Origin of the sequence: Delftia sp. WSY_16 (assembly GCF_043104415.1) — a bacterium.
Taxonomy (GTDB): domain Bacteria; phylum Pseudomonadota; class Gammaproteobacteria; order Burkholderiales; family Burkholderiaceae_C; genus Comamonas; species Comamonas tsuruhatensis.
The window spans coordinates 120160-137739 of record NZ_JBICKS010000002.1; the positions used below are offsets into that span (position 1 = coordinate 120160).

General features: G+C 62.0%; 13 protein-coding genes, 2 tRNA genes and 1 pseudogene. 1 reads left to right on the top strand and 15 read right to left on the bottom strand.

The window, feature by feature from the left end:
- Nucleotides 1-114: 114 nt before the first annotated feature.
- The 3 genes from ACF8O7_RS00740 to ACF8O7_RS00750 form a co-directional block, all read right to left on the bottom strand.
- Nucleotides 115-465, bottom strand: a complete 351-nt coding sequence (locus ACF8O7_RS00740; RefSeq protein ID WP_012206405.1) for a single-stranded DNA-binding protein — start codon at nt 463-465, stop codon at nt 115-117.
- A gap of 201 nt (nt 466-666) precedes the next feature.
- Nucleotides 667-743: transfer RNA gene (locus ACF8O7_RS00745), tRNA-Pro, on the bottom strand.
- A 107-nt stretch (nt 744-850) separates the two neighbouring features.
- Nucleotides 851-3910 (bottom strand): FAD-binding and (Fe-S)-binding domain-containing protein, encoded by a 3060-nt coding sequence (locus ACF8O7_RS00750; protein ID WP_392442019.1) that lies wholly within the window; start codon nt 3908-3910, stop codon nt 851-853.
- A gap of 53 nt (nt 3911-3963) precedes the next feature.
- Between ACF8O7_RS00750 and ACF8O7_RS00755 the strand changes: the two genes are divergently transcribed.
- Entirely contained in the window at nt 3964-4962 is a 999-nt protein-coding gene (locus ACF8O7_RS00755) for a LysR substrate-binding domain-containing protein (RefSeq protein WP_392442022.1), read from the top strand.
- Nucleotides 4963-5062: 100 nt separating this feature from the next.
- Here the strand turns inward: ACF8O7_RS00755 and ACF8O7_RS00760 are convergent.
- The 12 genes and pseudogenes from ACF8O7_RS00760 to ACF8O7_RS00815 all read right to left on the bottom strand — a co-directional run bounded on the left by ACF8O7_RS00760 (nt 5063) and on the right by ACF8O7_RS00815 (nt 16690).
- Nucleotides 5063-5139, bottom strand: a tRNA-Pro gene (locus ACF8O7_RS00760).
- 30 nt (nt 5140-5169) lie between these two features.
- A complete protein-coding gene (locus ACF8O7_RS00765; RefSeq protein WP_013801679.1) occupies nt 5170-5580 on the bottom strand; it encodes a MerR family transcriptional regulator in 411 nt (136 codons plus the stop codon).
- A gap of 188 nt (nt 5581-5768) precedes the next feature.
- On the bottom strand, nt 5769-6101 hold the full coding sequence (locus ACF8O7_RS00770; RefSeq protein ID WP_012206409.1) for an integration host factor subunit alpha: 333 nt from the start codon (nt 6099-6101) through the stop codon (nt 5769-5771).
- Nucleotides 6102-6134: 33 nt separating this feature from the next.
- Entirely contained in the window at nt 6135-8582 is a 2448-nt protein-coding gene (pheT, locus tag ACF8O7_RS00775; protein WP_126312045.1) for a phenylalanine--tRNA ligase subunit beta, read from the bottom strand.
- A gap of 75 nt (nt 8583-8657) precedes the next feature.
- Entirely contained in the window at nt 8658-9710 is a 1053-nt protein-coding gene (gene pheS, locus ACF8O7_RS00780; protein WP_012206411.1) for a phenylalanine--tRNA ligase subunit alpha, read from the bottom strand.
- 110 nt (nt 9711-9820) lie between these two features.
- The gene (rplT, locus tag ACF8O7_RS00785; RefSeq protein ID WP_012206412.1) at nt 9821-10180 is read right to left on the bottom strand and encodes a 50S ribosomal protein L20; all 360 of its coding nucleotides are present in this window, start codon (nt 10178-10180) and stop codon (nt 9821-9823) included.
- A gap of 26 nt (nt 10181-10206) precedes the next feature.
- The gene (rpmI, locus tag ACF8O7_RS00790) at nt 10207-10410 is read right to left on the bottom strand and encodes a 50S ribosomal protein L35 (RefSeq protein ID WP_012206413.1); all 204 of its coding nucleotides are present in this window, start codon (nt 10408-10410) and stop codon (nt 10207-10209) included.
- 203 nt (nt 10411-10613) lie between these two features.
- Complete coding sequence (gene infC, locus ACF8O7_RS00795) at nt 10614-11234, bottom strand: translation initiation factor IF-3 (RefSeq protein ID WP_074923479.1); 621 nt, start codon at nt 11232-11234, stop codon at nt 10614-10616.
- Between the two features lie 81 nt (nt 11235-11315).
- Complete coding sequence (gene thrS / locus ACF8O7_RS00800) at nt 11316-13247, bottom strand: threonine--tRNA ligase (RefSeq protein WP_016448317.1); 1932 nt, start codon at nt 13245-13247, stop codon at nt 11316-11318.
- 301 nt (nt 13248-13548) lie between these two features.
- Nucleotides 13549-13779 (bottom strand): annotated as a pseudogene (locus tag ACF8O7_RS00805) (isocitrate lyase); the annotation flags it as partial.
- A gap of 245 nt (nt 13780-14024) precedes the next feature.
- Nucleotides 14025-15197 carry a site-specific integrase gene (locus ACF8O7_RS00810; RefSeq protein ID WP_047219857.1) on the bottom strand — a complete coding sequence of 391 codons (1173 nt, stop codon included), beginning with the start codon at nt 15195-15197 and terminating at the stop codon, nt 14025-14027.
- 284 nt (nt 15198-15481) lie between these two features.
- Nucleotides 15482-16690: a DUF3631 domain-containing protein gene (locus ACF8O7_RS00815; protein WP_082138177.1), complete on the bottom strand. Its 1209-nt coding sequence runs from the start codon at nt 16688-16690 to the stop codon at nt 15482-15484.
- Nucleotides 16691-17580: the final 890 nt, after the last annotated feature.

The following is a 17580-nucleotide window of genomic DNA, read 5'->3' on the forward strand; positions in this document are numbered from 1 at the left end:
TGTCAAAAACACAGGCGCACACTGTAGCGCCAACACAGCGCGCGGCGACCGTACCGGCACACTGCGGCTAGACAGTTTTTTCAGTAGCTCACAACCGGCGCCGCAGCGCGGGCGTCAGCGGTCCTGGAACTCGGGCGTTGCCATGACCTGGTGGGCCACGACATCCAGTACGGGATGGGGCTGCTCCTGGCGGTCTATCCAGACCTTGGGCGTGAAGCTGCCACGCAGCGCCACGGCATCGCCTTCGATCAGATTGCGCAGCACCTCGCAGGCCTGGGCGTCGAATGCAACCACGTTGACCGGGATGGAAGTGCCATCGGATGCCTCGGAACGCACGCGGGCCACCATGAAGGGGCGCCGATTGCGGTCGCTGCGGTGTTCGGGCGTACCGGTGAGTCTGCCGGTAATCAGTCCATCCATCATGTGCGAGACCAGGAAGAAATCGTCAGTTACAAAAGACGCCATTGTAGGTGCAGGTCTTACGCATCCAGACCTGGCGGCGCATCTTCACGGTGCATGGAGTTTTCTGCGCTGGCTGCCCTCGCCATCCGCGAGGGAGCCGCCTGGCGGAACTGCACCCGCCCTTCGCCGCAAGGCACAATCGCGCGCAAAATCGAACGTACAAAGCAAAAAGCTCCTGACGTTTCCGTCAGGAGCTTTGCGTTGTGGTCGGCGTGGCGGGATTCGAACTCGCGACCCCTTGCACCCCATGCAAGTGCGCTACCAGGCTGCGCTACACGCCGAAGCATTGAATTATAGGGACTAAAAACGGGCCTTCAGGGAAAACGCAGAGATTTTTCAAAAATGTCTGCAAATTCCTGAAATGGCGACGATCAGCCCCCGCATCTTCTCACCCCTGATGCGTGGCGCGCACGTGGTCCAGCAAGGCCTCCAACGGATGGCGCAGTTGCCGTGCAGACAGTCGCTTGACCTGGCTGCGGCAGGAGTAGCCGGTGGCCAGCGGCTCGCCCAGCTCCTGCTTGCCTTCGATCTGCCAGGCCCATGACTGGGCATAGATCGTCTTGGAGGTTTCGAGGTTGCGCGCCTCATGCCCGTAGGTGCCCGACATGCCGCAGCAGCCCGTGGCCTCCACGCTCAGGCGCAGGCCCCGTCGCTCGAAGAGCTGTGCCCACTGCTTGCCGCTGTCGGGCGCGTTGGTCTTTTCGGTGCAATGGGGCAGCAGGCGGTACGCAGTGCCTGCACTGCCCTCGTTCGTGCGCGCCTCGGGCAGCACCTGCTGCAGCCATTCCTGGGGCAGCGCCACCTTGGGCACCTCGCCCATGCCCGGCACCTTGAGGTATTCCTGCCGATAGGCCAGCGTCATGGCCGGGTCCAGCCCCACCAGCGCCACACCGGGCTGAGCCAGTTGCGCCAGCTGCGCGGCATTGCGGATGGCCGCCTTGGCAAAGGCGCCCATGAATCCCTGCACATGCAGCGGCTTGCCATTGGGCAGCAGCGGCGCCAGCCAGACCTGGAACCCCAGGCGCGCCGCCAGCTCGATCAGCACCTGCAGCTGGCCGGTCTCGAAGTAGCGGGTGAAGCTGTCCTGCACAATGACCACGCTGCGCGCACGCTGCTCGGGCGAAAGCGCGGCCAGCGCCTGCGCATCGGCCGCGCGCACCTTCCATTGCCGCAAGGTGGCTGCCAGGTCCAGCCGGCTCAGCAGCGGGCCGTCGACCATGCCGATGCGCCGGCTGAGCACATCGCGCATCCATGGCGAGCCCATCACCCCGTTGTAGAGCGCGGGCATGCGCGCCAGCCACGGCATGGTGAATTCCAGCGAGCCGATCAGGTAGTCGCGCACGGGCCGCAGGTAGCGGCGGTGGTACAGCTCCAGAAAGCGCGAGCGGAACTCGGGCACGTTGACCTTGACGGGGCACTGCCCGGCGCAGGACTTGCAGGCCAGGCAGCCGGCCATGGCGTCATAGACCTCGTGCGAGAAATCGGCCTCGCCGCGGCGCGCCGCGCGGCTGTTGCGCCAGCGCGCGGCCAGGCTGGACAGGAAGGGCTGGGGCCGCCGCGCGACCTCCAGCACGTTCACGCCAGCCTGCCCCTGCAGGCGCAGCCATTCGCGCATCAGCGAGGCCCGGCCCTTGGGCGAATGCACGCGCTGGCGCGTGGCCTTCCAGGACGGGCACATGGCGTCGTCCGGGTCGAAGTTGTAGCAGGCGCCATTGCCGTTGCAGTGCATGGCCGCGCCATAGCTTTGCCATACGCGCTCGTCGATCTGCCGGTCCAGCTCGCCGCGCGTGGTGACGCCGTCCACCTTGAGCAGCAAGGTCTTGCTGGCCGGCGGCGTGGCGATCTTGCCGGGGTTGAGCTGGTTGTGCGGGTCGAAGGCGGCCTTGAGCTGCTGCAGCGAGGGATACAGCTCGCCGAAGAAGGCCGGCACATATTCGGAGCGCAGGCCCTTTCCGTGCTCGCCCCACAGCAGGCCGCCATGGCGCTGCGTGAGTTCGGCCACCGCGTCGGAGATGGGGCGCACCAGGGCGGCGTCCACGGGGTTCTTCATGTCCAGGATGGGGCGCACATGCAGCACGCCGGCATCGACGTGGCCGAACATGCCGTACTGCAGGCCGTGGCTGTCCAGCAGCGCGCGGAACTCGGCAATGAACTCGGGCAGGTTCTCGGGCGGCACGGCCGTGTCTTCGACAAAGGGCTGGGGCCGCGCCTCGCCCGCCACGTTGCCCAGCAGGCCCACGGCGCGCTTGCGCATGGCATAGACGCGGTGGACCGCTGCATTGCCCGCCGCCAGCGTATGGCCCAGCCGCTCCACGGAGGTATCCGCGCCCAGGTGCGCGATGAAGGCCTGCACACGGCCGTCGACCTCCTGCGGATCGTCGCCGCTGAATTCCACCAGGTTGATGCCCAGCGTAGGGCGCTGGCCGTCCTGCGGGAAGTACTCGGCCACGCTGGTCCAGACGAAATCCTTCATGGCCAGCAGCAGCACCTTGGAATCCACCGTCTCGATGGACAGCGGCCGGTGTGCCATCAGCGCGCGCGCATCGCGCAGCGCGTCCATGAAGCCCGCGTAGCGCACGTTGACCAGCACCGAATAGCGGGGAATGGGCAGCACGTTGAGCCGCGCCTCCACCACGAAGCCCAGCGAGCCTTCGGCGCCGCACAGCACGCTGTTGAGGTTGAAGCGCCCGTCGCCGTCGCGCAGATGGGCCAGGTCATAGCCGGTGAGGCAGCGGTTGAGCTTGGGGAATCTGGCCTCGATCAACTCCGCCTGGTCCTCGCTGATGCGCCGCGCCGTGCGGTGCACCTTGCCGATGCGCCCCGAATCGGCGCACATGCGCTCCAGCGCCTCGGCATCCAGCGGCGCGCTGTGCAGGCGCTCGCCGCCCAGCAGCACGAAGTCCAGCGCCAACACATGGTCGCGCGTCTTGCCATAGGTGCAGCTGCCCTGCCCGCTGGCATCGGTGTTGATCATGCCGCCGATGGTGGCGCGGTTGGAGGTGGACAGCTCGGGGGCAAAGAACAGTCCGTATGGCTTGAGCGCGGCGTTGAGCTGGTCCTTGACCACGCCGGCCTGCACGCGCACCCAGCGCTGCTCGGCATTGATTTCGAGGATGCCGTTCATGTGCCGCGACAAGTCCATGGTCACGCCATGCGTGAGCGACTGCCCGTTCGTGCCCGTGCCGCCGCCGCGCGGTGTCAGCACCACATCGCGGAACTCAGGCCGCGCCAGCACCTGCGCCGCCCTGGCCACATCCTCGGCGTGACGCGGGTAGATGGCCGCCTGCGGCATGCGCTGGTAGATGGAGTTGTCCGTGGCCAGCACGGTGCGGCTGGCATGGTCCGTGTCCACGTCGCCCTCGAAGCCGGTGGCCTTCAGCGCTTCAAGAAACTCAAGGTATTGGGCAGGCACGGGGGCGCTGGCATGGGGCAGTGGGGCAATCGACATGGAAGGCAAGGTGGGGAGATTTGTTGCTGGCGATCAGCCCAGGAAACCCATGCATGCAATACACGATTTCAGGCCGACCATGGCCGCAAGTATCTCTACACTCTTCCTCTGGAACAAACGAAAATTGCGGCCGCGAACACTGCATAAAACTCATGAATTACCGACGCCTGACGCCCTCCATGTCCCTGCTGCTGGTCTTCGAGGCGGCCGCGCGCCACGAAAGCTATGCGCGAGCGGCCGAGGAGCTGTCGCTCAGCCAGAGCGCCATCAGCCGGCAGGTGCAGACACTGGAGGCGCAGCTGGGCATCAGCCTGTTCCGCCGCGAGGGCCGCACGGTGCGCCTGACTGATGTGGGGCGCCGCTACTTCATCGACCTGGGTGCCGCGCTGGGCCGCATACGCAGCGCCACCCTGCAGGCCATGTCACGCCAGTCCGGCCGTGGCACGCTCAACCTGGCCACCCTGCCCACCTTCGGCTCCAAATGGCTGCTGCCGCACCTGCATGGCTTCTACCAGGCGCAGCCCGGGGTGACGATGCACATCCACTCGCGCATCGGCGATATCGACTTCGACAGCGCAGAGATAGACGCCGCCATCACCGTGGGCACGGGAGACTGGCCCGGGCTGACCGCGCATCGCCTGTACCACGAGTTTCTGGTGGCGGTGGCCAGCCCGCAGGCGCTGCAGCAGGCCGGGCAGGCAGCAGCCTCGCCGGATTGGGCGGGCCAGCAGGTGCTGCTCACGGTGGCCAGCAACCGGCAGGCCTGGAGCGAGTGGTTCACGCACTATCGGCTCGATCACCGGCAGATGCGGATAGGGCCGAGTTTCGAGCTGACCTCGCACCTGATACAGGCCGTGCTGGCAGGCATGGGCGTGGGCCTGGTGCCACGGGTGCTGGTGGAAGAGGAGATAGCGCGCGGTGAGCTGCACGTGGTGGGAGACGCCATCCCCAGCCAGCGCAGCTACTACCTGGTCTATCCCGAGAGGAACGCGACACTGCCGGCGCTGGCAGCCTTCCGGCAATGGCTGCTTGCAACCTGCGCCCAGGGCTGATCTCTGCGCAACGGCCGCTCCCCTTCAGCGGTTGGTAGCGGTTGGCAATGGCACAAAGAAAAACGGACCACAGCCAGAAGCTGTGGTCCGTATTCATTTATGGTCGGCGTGGCGGGATTCGAACTCGCGACCCCTTGCACCCCATGCAAGTGCGCTACCAGGCTGCGCTACACGCCGAAGAATTCAATTATATACAGCTTTTTGCTCTCAAATAGAAAGCAGCGCACGAATCTGCAAAAGCTCCTCGCGCACGGCCTCCGGCTCCAGCGGAACGCTGGCCGCGGCATCGCCACCGAGCAGCGGCGCCGCAGCCGGCGCCGACACCACGACACCGGCCTGCAGCGCGGGAACCACGGCAGACCCCGAGGCCTCACGCAGGCGGTTGCGCGCGCCGTTGATGGTGAAGCCCTGTTCGTACAGCAGCTCACGGATGCGCCGGATCATCAGCACTTCATGGTGCTGGTAGTAGCGGCGATTGCCGCGCCGCTTCATGGGGCGCAGCTGCGTGAACTCCTGCTCCCAATAGCGCAGCACATGCGGCTTGACGTCGCACAGATCCGCGACCTCACCGATGGTGAAGTAGCGCTTGGCGGGAATCTGGGGCAGAAGTGAAGCCATGGCAAATGTGGATGAGGTCAGGATGTGCAATGCCGCTGGCGCGCGGACGCCGATCCGGGAAGAAGGCCGAGCCTACTGCACAGCTCGCCTGCAGGCCAGCACCCTGTCGTAAAAACAGCCCATCCACCGCAAGGCAGACAGGCTGACGACAGCTGGGCCACGGCAAGCCGGGCCCCGGGGACGACCCTTCAGGACGCGGAGCCCGTCGTGCCTTCCTGGATCTGCTCCTTGAGCTTGCTGCTCGCATGGAAGGTCACGACACGGCGTGCCTCGATCGGAATGGCCTCGCCCGTGCGCGGGTTGCGCCCCGGACGCGGTGCCTTGGTGCGGATCTGGAAGTTGCCGAAGCCCGACAGCTTCACATCCTCGCCCGTCACCAGGCTTTGCGAGATCAGCTCGAAGAACGCATCCACCATTTCCTTGGATTCGCGCTTGTTCAGGCCGATCTCGTCGAACAGCAGGTCCGCCAGCTGCGCCTTGGTCAGCGCGGGCGAATCAAGACTTTCCACCGTCAGTTCCATCACGGGATCTCCTTTCACGGCATGGGCCTTCCATCAGGCGCGCAGGCGCGCGCCCAGGCGTTGCTGCAGCTGCTCGAGCACGGCCTGCACGGCCTGTTCGATCTGCACATCGGTCAGCGAGCTGTCGTCATGGCCCAGCGTCAGGCGCACGGCCAGGCTCTTTTCGTCCTGCGCCAGCGCGCCCGGTGCCGCTGTCTCGCCGGCCTTGAGCGCCTTGGGACGGAACACATCGAACAGCACGGCGGAGCGCAGCAGGCCGCCGGTCTGGGCAGCTTCCACCGCCTGCATCAGCTGGGCATGCGTGGTCTTTTCGTTCACGACCACGGCAATGTCGCGCTCCACGGCCTGGTGCTTGGCCACGGGCTTGAACACCGGCACCTCGCGCGCCAGCACGGCATCGAGCTCCAGCTCGAACAGCACGGGCGCCTGGGCCAGATCCCATTGCTGGCGCCACTGGGGATGCAGCTCGCCGATGAAGCCGATGGACTGGCCATCGAGCAGCACGCGTGCGCAGCGGCCCGGGTGCATGGCCGGATGCTCGGCCGGCTCGAACACGGGCTTGCGCGGCGCCAGCAGCGCCTCGACATCGCCCTTGACGTCGTAGAAGTCGACCTTGGTCTCGCCACGAGCCCATTGCAGCTGCTCGGCAGCTCCCCAGGCCAGGCCCGCCACGCGCATGGGCTGGTAGAAGCCCTTGACCGTGGTGTCGCTGTCAACAACGCTGTCATCCTTGAGGAAGACACGGCCCAGCTCGAACACGCGCACGCGCTCGGCCTTGCGGTCGGCATTGAACTTGAGCACCTGCATGAGCGAGCCGATGAGGCTGGAGCGCATCACGCTGAGCTGGCTTGCGATGGGGTTGAGCAGCTGGATGGGATTGGCGTTGCCGGCCAGATCCTTCTCCCACGCGGCTTCCACAAAGCTGAAGTTGATGGTTTCCTGGTAGCCCAGATCGGCCAGCGCGCGGCGAACGGCGAACTGGCTGCGGCGGTTCTCGGCGCGCAGCTTGGGCGCAATGGGCGCCAGCGGCTTGCTCGTGGGCAGGTTCTCGTAACCCACCATGCGCGCCACTTCCTCGATCAGGTCTTCCTCGATGTTGATATCGAAGCGGAAGCTGGGCGGCGTGACGGTGAGCACGCCATCGCCCTGCTCCACCGGCAGGCCCAGGCCGGCCAGCGCATCGTGGCACTGCTGCTGCGTGAGCGGCATGCCGATGACCTTGGCCGCACGCGCCACGCGCAGCGTGACGGGCTTGGGCTGGGGCATGTTGGACTTCTGGTCGTCGATGGGGCCGCAGACGGTCTCGGGCGTGCCGCAGATCTGCAGCACCAGCTCCGTGATGCGCTCGATGTGCTCGACGGTCAGCTCGGGATCGACGCCGCGCTCGAAGCGGTGGCCCGCATCGGTGGAGAAGTTGTAGCGGCGCGAACGGCCGGCAATCGACTTGGGCCACCAGAAGGCCGCCTCGATGTAGATGTGGCGCGTGTCGTCGGACACGGCCGTGGCGTCGCCGCCCATGATGCCGGCCAGCGATTCGACTTCGCGCTCATCGGCGATCACGCCCACCTGTCCATCGACGGTGACGGTGTTGCCGTTGAGCAGCTTGAGCTGCTCGCCTTCCTTGCCCCAGCGCACCTGCAGGCCGCCGTGGATCTTGTCCAGGTCAAAGATGTGGGAGGGGCGGCCCAGCTCGAACATCACATAGTTGGAGATGTCCACCAGCGGCGCCACGCTGCGCTGGCCGCAGCGCGCCAGGCGATCGACCATCCACTGCGGCGTCTTCGCCTGGGTGTTGACGTTGCGCACCACGCGGCCCGAGAAGCGGCCGCACAGGTCGGGCGCCTCGATCTTCACGGCCAGCCTGTCCTGCACATCCACCGCAGCAGGCGTGAACGACTGGGGCTTGAGCGGCGCACCGGTCAGCGCAGCCACTTCGCGCGCCACACCATAGACGCTCAGGCAATGCGCCAGGTTGGGCGTGAGCTTGAGCGTGAACAGGGTGTCATCCAGGTTCAGGTATTCGCGGATGTTCTGGCCCAGGGGCGCGTCCAGCGGCAGCTCCATCAGGCCGCCATGGTCCTCGGACAGCTTGAGTTCGCGTGCCGAGCACAGCATGCCGAAGCTCTCCACACCGCGCAGCTTGCCGATCTTGATCAGGAAAGGCTTGCCATCTTCACCGGGCGGCAGCTCGGCGCCAACCGTGGCGCAGGGCACGCGGATGCCCACGCGCGCATTGGGCGCGCCGCAGACGATGGTCAGCAGCTCGGGTCCGCCCACATCGACCTGGCACACGCGCAGGCGATCGGCATTGGGATGCTGCTCGGCAGCCTTGATCTCACCGACGACGATCTTGGTGAACGGCGGCGCCACGGGCTCCAGCTCCTCCACCTCCAAGCCGGCCATGGTCAGGGTGTCGGCCAGTTCTTGGGTGGTCAGCGGCGGATTGCAGAACTCGCGCAGCCAGGATTCGGGAAATTGCATATCAGACTCTTTGGCGTTGGTTCAGTCCGCGCGCCGTGGCGCTGGCGGACTCTTTGGCGAAGGCTTGCAGCCGGATCAACGGAATTGCGACAGGAAGCGGATATCGCCGTCAAAAAACAGTCGCAGATCGTTGACGCCATAGCGCAGCATGGTCAGGCGGTCAGGCCCCATGCCAAAGGCAAAGCCGATGTACTTTTCGGGGTCCAGCCCCATGTTGCGCACCACGTTGGGGTGCACCTGGCCGGAGCCGGCCACTTCCAGCCAGCGGCCGGCCAGCGGGCCGCTCTGGAACTGGATGTCGATCTCGGCGCTGGGCTCGGTGAAGGGGAAGAAGCTGGGGCGAAAGCGCAGCACCAGGTCGTCGCTCTCGAAGAAGGTCTTGCAGAAGTCGGTGAAGACCACCTTCAGGTCCTTGAAGCTGACGTTCTCGCCAATCCACAGGCCTTCGCACTGGTGGAACATGGGCGAGTGAGTGGCATCGCTGTCCACGCGGTAGGTGCGGCCCGGCGCGATCACGCGGATCTCGGGCATGCCCTGGCCGGCGTCCAGTCGCTCGCGGTATTTCTTGACGTGCTGCACAGCGTGGCGCACCTGCATGGGGCTGGTGTGCGTGCGCAGCAGATTGGGAGCCTGCTCCGTGCCGCCTTCCACGTAGAAGGTGTCGTGCATGGAACGGGCAGGATGGTCTTCCGGCGTGTTCAGCGCCGTGAAGTTGAACCAGTCGGACTCGATCTCGGGGCCCTCGGCCACATCGAAACCCATGGAGCCGAAGATGCCCTCGATGCGCTCCAGCGTCAGCGACACGGGGTGCAGGCCGCCCTGGCCACGGCGGCGGCCCGGCAAGGTCACATCCAGCACCTCGGCCTTCAGGTGGGCCTGCAGTTCGGCATCGGCCAGGGCCTTGCGGCGCGCGGTCAGCGCGGCCTCGATGCCTTGCTTGGCCACGTTGATGGCGGCTCCGCGCGACTTCTTCTCTTCGACGGAAAGCTGCGCCATGCCCTTCATGAGCTCGGTCACCTTGCCCGACTTGCCCAGAAACTGCGCCTTGGCGTTTTCCAGATCAGCGGGGGTTTGTGCCTGCGCGAACAGCTGCTGCGCGCTCTCGACCAGAGAATCCAACTCGTTCATATCGACTCTTTATCGACTGTGAAAAGAAACAAGGGCTAGCAGCCTTTTCAAGCCCTAGCCCTTGCTGTTTGCGCTGCAGACCATCACGAGGATGGCCGCAGACCGTTATCTCAAGCAGCCAGCTTGGCCTTGACTTGATCAACGATGCTGCTGAAAGCAGCCTTGTCGTGCACCGCGATATCGGCCAGCATCTTGCGGTCGATCTCGATGGCTGCCTTCTTCAGGCCGTTGGCGAACTGGCTGTAGGTCAGGCCCAGTTCACGTGCAGCGGCGTTGATACGGGCGATCCACAGACGGCGGAACACGCGCTTCTTGGCACGGCGGTCACGGTAGGCATATTGCCCAGCCTTCATCACCGCCTGCTTGGCGATGCGGAAGACATTGCCGCGGCGGCCGCGGAAACCCTTGGAAAGGGCCAGAACTTTTTTGTGACGGGCGCGGGCCGTTACACCACGTTTGACGCGAGGCATGTGTTTTCTCCTTGTTCGTCAGTGAATTACAGGCCAGCCATCGGCAGCATTTGTGCGATAGAGCCCATGTTGGTCTCATGCACAGACACTGCACCACGCAGGTGACGCTTGTTCTTGGTGGTCTTCTTGGTCAAGATGTGACGCTTGAAGGCTTGACCGCGCTTGACGGTGCCACCGGGACGAACGCGAAAACGCTTCTTCGCGCTGCTCTTGGTCTTCATTTTGGGCATTTGAATGCTCCTGTTGTTTGTGCTCGTGAGGCGGCTCGCAACACTGCGCGCACTTGCTGGCCCCGAGACACTTCTGTGCCAGCCCGGAGGCCGGCAAGAACAAGGGACATGGATACCATGTCCCTTGCATCGCACGCCCCGCACAATCGACTCGCGCAAGGCCTGCAAATTCTGTCGCCCCTCAGCGAAGGGCGAAACCGCGATTATGCCTTATCAGCCACCGCAGGTGCAGCAGAAACCTCTGCTTGCGGTTTGCCACCGGTGGTTGGCTTCTTGCGCGCAGGGGCGATCATCATCACCATCTGGCGGCCTTCGAGCTTGGGGAACTGCTCCACCTGGATGGAGTCCGCCAGATCGTCACGCAGACGGTTCAGCAGGTCCAGACCGATCTGCTGGTGCGTGATTTCACGGCCGCGGAAACGCAGCGTGATCTTGCACTTGTCACCATCGGCCAGGAATCGGCGGATGTTGCGCAGCTTGATGTTGTAGTCGCCGTCGTCGGTACCAGGGCGGAATTTCACTTCCTTGATTTCGATGACGGTCTGCTTGGCCTTGGCTTCGGCAGCCTTCTTCTGTTCAAGGTACTTGAACTTGCCATAGTCCATCAACCGGCAGACAGGCGGAGTGGCCGTGGCGGCGATTTCCACCAGGTCCACGTCCAACTCGCCCGCCATGCGCAGCGCTTCCTGCAGAGGCACGATGCCCAGCGGCTCGTTCTCCGGGCCGGACAGACGCACTTCAGGCGCCATGATTTCACGGTTGAGACGATGCTTGCGCTCTTCACGGTGGCGCCGATCACGAAATTCAGTAGCTATGGTTCTCACCCTTGGATTTAAGTTGCTACAACAGCGTAGCCGCTTGTGTGCAGTACACGCCAAACGGCTAACGCCTTTGGAGATGCTCCGTCAGGCCTTCGCCGCGATGTCCTTGGCCACGAGTTCAATGAACGCGTCGACCGACATCACTCCGAGGTCCTTGTTGCCCCGTGCGCGCACTGCCACTGCACCAGCGGCCTTCTCCTTGTCGCCTGCAACAAGGATGTAAGGCAGCTTTTGCAACGAATGCTCCCGTATTTTATACGTAATCTTTTCGTTGCGCAGATCTGTCGCCACCCTAAGGCCTTGATTCGGAAATGCTTTTTGCAGCTTTTGCGCGACTTCCCGCACATAGTCCGCCTGCGCGTCAGTGATATTGAGCACGGCCGCCTGAACAGGAGCCAGCCATGTCGGCATGGCACCGGCATGCTGCTCGATGAGGATGCCGATGAAACGCTCAAGGCTGCCGACGATGGCACGGTGCAGCATCACGGGGCGATGGCGATCGCCGTCTTCACCCACGTATTCCGCATCCAGGCGCTCGGGCATGGAGAAGTCGACCTGGATAGTGCCGCACTGCCACTGCCGACCGATGGCGTCCTTGAGCGTGTACTCGATCTTGGGACCGTAGAACGCGCCATCGCCGGGCGAGATCACGTACTCGCAGCCCGAAGCCTCCAGGCTGTTGATCAGCGCGGCCTCCGCCTTGTCCCAGCTTTCATCGGAGCCGATGCGCGCCTCGGGGCGCGTGGCGACCTTGTAGATGATGTCGCTGAAACCGAAGTCCGCGTAGACCTTTTGCAGCAGCGTGGTGAAGGCCAGCACCTCGGGCTGGATCTGGTCTTCGGTGCAGAAGACGTGGCCGTCATCCTGCGTGAAGCCGCGCACGCGCATGATGCCGTGCAGGCCGCCCGTGGGCTCGTTGCGGTGGCACTGGCCGAACTCGCCGTAGCGCAGCGGCAGGTCGCGGTAGCTCTTGATGCCCTGCTTGAAGATCAGGATGTGGCCGGGGCAGTTCATCGGCTTGAGCGCGTAGTCGCGCTTTTCCGACTCGGTCGTGAACATGTTCTCGCGGTACTTGTCCCAGTGGCCGGTCTTCTCCCACAGGGTCTTGTCCAGGATCTGCGGACCCTTGACCTCCTGGTAGCCGTTGTCGCGGTACACGCGGCGCATGTACTGCTCGACCTCTTGCCACAAAGCCCAACCCTTCGGATGCCAGAACACGGTGCCTGGCGAATGCTCGTCGATGTGGAACAGATCCAGTTCACGGCCCAGCTTGCGGTGGTCGCGCTTTTCGGCCTCCTCCAGCATGTGCAGGTACTGCTGCAGGTCGTCCTTTGTAGCCCAGGCCGTGCCGTACACGCGCTGCAGCATCTCGTTGCGATGGTCACCGCGCCAGTAGGCGCCAGCCACCTTCATCAGCTTGAAGAACTTGAGCTTGCCGGTGCTCGGCACGTGCGGGCCGCGGCACAGATCCTCGAAACCGCCTTCGCGGTACAGGCTCACATCCTCGTTCGAGGGGATGCTGGCGATGATCTCGGCCTTGTAGTTCTCGCCCATGCCCTTGAAGTAGGCCACGGCCTCGTCGCGCGGCAGCACGCGGCGCACCACGGGCTCGTCCTTGGCAGCCAGCTCGGCCATGCGTTTTTCGATGGCGACCAGATCCTCGGGCGTGAAAGGACGCTTGTACGAGAAGTCGTAGTAGAAGCCGTTCTCGATGACGGGGCCGATGGTGACCTGGGCGTCAGGAAACAGATCCTTGACGGCATAGGCCAGCAAGTGGGCCGTCGAATGACGGATCACGTCCAGGCCATCTGCATCCTTGGCCGTCACGATGGACAGGGGCATGTCCTTGTCGATCACAAAGCTGGTGTCCACCACCTTGGCGTCGTCGCCCGTGCCAACCTTGCCAGCCAGTGCAGCCTTGGCAAGGCCCGTGCCTATCGATGCAGCCACTTCGGCCACGGTGACCGGACCGGGATACTCGCGTTGCGAACCATCGGGAAGCGTAATGTGGATCATGGGATTCCTAAAAATATTTCTCAGGGGGTGCGCCATCCCCCAAAAGCAAAAAAGCGCGGAGCCGGGTCCGCGCTTTGTTGGGGTCGAGTGAATCTCGTGCAGGCGCGAACCGCCAGCCGCTAGCGGCCGGTGTACATCTCCGATGTAGTTCGCGGTGTCATAACCATGATGCCTTTCTCGCCCTTGTCAGTTGAAAACTCCTTGCATTTTAACCCCAGCAAAGAAAAAGCGCCCGAAGCACAAGGCCCCGGACGCTTTCTCACCCCTATCTACCTGAAGTTGCACTCACCGAAGCCGCGCTTCAGTGGAATTGCTCCTCTTCCGTGGAGCCGGTCAGCGCCTTGACGCTGGACGAGCCGCCCTGGATCACCGTGGTCACGTCGTCGAAGTAGCCTGCACCCACTTCCTGCTGGTGAGACACGAAGGTGTAGCCTTGTTCGCGGGCTGCGAATTCGGGCTCCTGCACCATGTTCACGTAGTGCTTCATGCCTTCGCCGTTGGCGTAGGCGTGGGCAAACTTGAAGGTGTTGAACCCTCCAGCAATACTGTAAGTAGCAGATTTTCAAGGGTTTTTTCCGTTTTCGAGCCTGCGCCTCCCGCCCCACCCACACATGCCCCAAACTGTCGCAGTGACCTGTTTGCTGGGTTTTCAGCTTTTGGGCCATCACCCCAGGAATGAGGGAGAGGGTTTGACCCCACGGACCACCCAGCCCCATAGGATGGGCAGGTGATCGCGTGCGTGGCGCCCCGCGCTTTGCCTAAATTTTAGGCAGCTTTTCAGACAATCGGCCTCCAACTTGTGTCCACCACTTTGGCTGCAGCGTCCACAGCAGACATCAGCGTCTCATCTGCCAAGTGGCTGTAGCGCGCCGTGGTCTTGATCTGGGAGTGGCCAAGAAGTTTGCTCACCACATAGATGGACTGCCCAGAGTTCACCAGATTGCTGGCGAACGTGTGACGTAGGTCGTGCATCCGCAGGTCAGGCATCCCAGCCTCCCTGCGAACCTTGTCCCAGGGGTGGTACAGGTTGCCAAACGGCTGCCTGGTATTGGGATTGGGAACTACGTAAGGGCACCCTTTCCAACGGGGCAGCGCTTGAAACACCTCCAGAGCCCTGTCAGAGATCGGAATGTTTCGGGCCTTTCCGCTCTTGGACATAGGAATGCGCCAGTTGCGCCGCTCCAGATCGACGTCTTCCCAGCGTGCATCCAACAACTCACGTTTGCGACATCCGAGCAGCAGCAAAAGAGCAACGATGCTCTTGAACTGGGCTGAGCCACACCGGGACAGAACCTCGTGCAGGCGCTGGGTTTCAGCCGCGCTGAGATACCGCTCCTTCGCGTTGTTCGGGTTGAACAGCACCACACCGTCGGCAGGGTTGGACTCACTTCCCGGGATGCCTTTCTTCCTCGCCAGATTGAACATGATCTTGAACAGGACAGGTATCTTGTTGGCATGAGCCAACGCGTAGCCCTTCGTGCGCAGATCCTGGTGAGCCTCGGCCAGCATGTTGGTCGTGATTTCGTCCAGGTGCTTGGCTCCAAAGCGCGGCAGGACATGGCACTTGATGAAGCTCAGCGTGGACTGAAAATTCCTCCGGTGCAGGTGGATGTGCGGCACATAGGTCTCGCGGATGAACTCGGCCAGGGTCGGCACCGCACGCAAGGCTTGGCGCTCCTCCAGAGGATTGCCGCCCAGCTCCACCTCCGAGCGCAACCGCATGGCCTTCTGCCGGGCCTTGTCGTAGCTGACCGCAGCAGCGTCACCGATCTTGCATTGGCGCAGCTTGCCGTGGCTATCGTGATAGCGCAGGTAAAAGGTTTTACCCCCTGAAGGGCGAGCCTCCAGAATGAATCCTTTGAGTGCGCTGTCGTAATAGTCCACCTTGGATTTTCCGGGTGGACAAACCGCTTCACGCACAAACTGTGCACTGAGTTTGACAATGGGCATACAGCCTCTCCTTTCATGAGGTTGATTGATAAAGAACCGCGCCCATGGAGATAGACGCCGAAGCAATAGGCGCACGAACGCCTCTCCACATGGGCGTGGCTATTTACAAAAAATGGGTTAACAAAGATGCGGAGCAGTAACTCTGAGACCACCACCGCAGGACTTGACGATGATGAAAATCATCGACTTAGGAAAAATCGCTTGAAAACAAGAGCCAGCGACCCGGCAGTTTTCTCCGAAGAAGGCCGCCACCCGTTCTGAAGGCGAAAATTCCGTTCGTCAGTTTAGAAACCAGGAATTGGCGGCTTTCCTGCACGAAGAGGCTTGGCATTCTCCGAGGTCGGCTCACTTGGCAATTCCGGCAGATACCGCGCAAAGGCATCAGCAAACTCACGCACCTCGTAGCCCTTTGGTGTGTAGTCCAATTTCATGCGCACGGTTTTTGACTTGACCCCGTAGGCCGCCATGAACTTCGCCAACTGACGCGCCGAGAGAGGTTTACCGTGATTGTAGGTACGCCAGTCCATATCCTCATTTTCATTGAGCATTTGCAATAAATCGGCCGACGGAATGTACTTTCCCGTATAGCCAGATAATACCTCACGGATGTCCTCCAGTAGTTGATTGGAAGACGACTTAGGCGGCGCTGTTTCTTCACAGTTTTTCAGAGCCGCTTCGCACGCTTTGCGATACCACTCCTCGCCCAAGCAATGTGCAATGGCAAGCAATGGCTCCCAATTATCTTGCTGGCGATCGCTGAGCTCTTGGGGCATCTCATCCCATCCTTTCGCCAAAACGTCCTTGTTGTCTGTGACAAATTTCACAATCCGAGCACGCAAGTCTTTAAAAACCCTTGGATCGGCGGAGCGCAAGCGCTGCACACTGTCGTCCTTCGTCTTGCGCTTCATAGGGATCTGAATACCTCGACTCATCGTGGCACTTGGCAAATGTCTCTCAAGCATGATTCCTGCCATGGCTTTAGGTCCATAAACTTGGTACACGCACTCGACAAACTCTTTACCCACAGTCTCCACCCGTACAACAAATCCGCCCTTCTCGTAGCCTTTGTTCACCACTCCCGCGAACTCTGTCTTTCCGTCCATGAATGTGTCTGCCTCGTCAATAAGTACCGTGGGACAGTATTTAGTAATCAACCTAAATAGAGCCGCCAAAGTGATGTTTGCCGTTTCCATCGGTTTACAGACCAACTTCTCCACCACCTTTAGCAGCTGAGTCTTCCCACACTCTCTTTCAGGCGCGTTGATAAATAACAATGGGCATCGATCAAATTCCCTGTAGCACCAAGTATTAATACACCAAAGAGCCACAGCCAATGCGTCATGTTCCGTTATAACAACATAACTCTTTATGACATCAATTAATTCCCTTACAAAAGCATCGTAATCAAAATCTTGCTCACACGGAGCAACGTTATTTGCCTCCAGACTATTCAAAATGATTGAAGAAGTTGAGTTTTTTGGTTTCTGCTTCATGATCCGTCCTTGTTTAAGCAGTTGAGGTTATGGATTGGCCAATCCGTGGTTCGCTGAGTACAAGCAGCGAGCCAGAACTGAATTCTGAACGAAAGCTTGGCCCTTGCAAATAACCCCATTGGATCCCTCACAATAGCCATTTCCAGAAGATCAAAAAAATACTAAGGACGGAAGCACTCAAAACAAGGAATGAGGAAATTTATAAGGTTTAGAGCACTTCTCAGTGGGGAAATGTTTCTTCGCCAAATAGAGAGCCTCCCAAAAGCATGTCGAGAAAACCTAAGGATGGAGGCACACCAAACAGGGAAAACAAAATTCATTGACTTAGAAGCACTTCTCGCTGGGAAGATTTTTTTCATAAGGCTAGAAGCACTTCCGCGTGGGAGACAAGAGGGCAAAAAACTTCGAATTGCTTAAGAACTAGGCAAAACAGAAATTTGTAATAGATTGAAAAAAATCTCTCTTCGCCTACTACACCGCTATTTTTCCGGTGGTATTTCTCGTGTTCCCCCCTGCCACGCCAGCACGCGCCACTTCCGCAACGCCGCAACGGTATTGCAGGGCATGGCCCGGCGGGTGGCGCCGTGGCAGATGTGGCGGATTACGGGGAGAGGGCGTGCCGCTCCCCCCGGGCCGGGGCAAGCGAACCGGGTGGACCGGAGGGGATCGCGTCGCGCCCCCGACGGGTACCCAGATTGCCCCCAGGTGGGGTCGACAGGGGGGCGGGATGGCCCCCCTCCTGGGGCGGCCGCCGCACGCCACCCTGGCCCACTCTGGCGGCCACCGGCGGCGATGGTCCGTGGGGCCGGGCTCACGGCATGGGCTTGGCACGGACTACTTTCGGAAGTAACCCACCCAGAGTGCGATCCCAGCACCGACCAGAATCAAGA

Bases quoted from the DNA above. Each gene is read 5' to 3' on its own strand.
- ACF8O7_RS00765 (WP_013801679.1), bottom strand. From the start codon at position 5,580: ATGGCTTCACTTCTGCCCCAGATTCCCGCCAAGCGCTACTTCACCATC.
- thrS (WP_016448317.1), bottom strand. From the start codon at position 13,247: ATGATCCACATTACGCTTCCCGATGGTTCGCAACGCGAGTATCCCGGT.
- pheT (WP_126312045.1), bottom strand. From the start codon at position 8,582: ATGCAATTTCCCGAATCCTGGCTGCGCGAGTTCTGCAATCCGCCGCTG.
- ACF8O7_RS00770 (WP_012206409.1), bottom strand. From the start codon at position 6,101: ATGGAACTGACGGTGGAAAGTCTTGATTCGCCCGCGCTGACCAAGGCG.
- ACF8O7_RS00755 (WP_392442022.1), top strand. From the start codon at position 3,964: ATGCAATACACGATTTCAGGCCGACCATGGCCGCAAGTATCTCTACAC.
- ACF8O7_RS00750 (WP_392442019.1), bottom strand. From the start codon at position 3,910: ATGTCGATTGCCCCACTGCCCCATGCCAGCGCCCCCGTGCCTGCCCAA.
- pheS (WP_012206411.1), bottom strand. From the start codon at position 9,710: ATGAACGAGTTGGATTCTCTGGTCGAGAGCGCGCAGCAGCTGTTCGCG.
- ACF8O7_RS00815 (WP_082138177.1), bottom strand. From the start codon at position 16,690: ATGAAGCAGAAACCAAAAAACTCAACTTCTTCAATCATTTTGAATAGT.
- ACF8O7_RS00810 (WP_047219857.1), bottom strand. From the start codon at position 15,197: ATGCCCATTGTCAAACTCAGTGCACAGTTTGTGCGTGAAGCGGTTTGT.
- rpmI (WP_012206413.1), bottom strand. From the start codon at position 10,410: ATGCCCAAAATGAAGACCAAGAGCAGCGCGAAGAAGCGTTTTCGCGTT.
- ACF8O7_RS00740 (WP_012206405.1), bottom strand. From the start codon at position 465: ATGGCGTCTTTTGTAACTGACGATTTCTTCCTGGTCTCGCACATGATG.
- rplT (WP_012206412.1), bottom strand. From the start codon at position 10,180: ATGCCTCGCGTCAAACGTGGTGTAACGGCCCGCGCCCGTCACAAAAAA.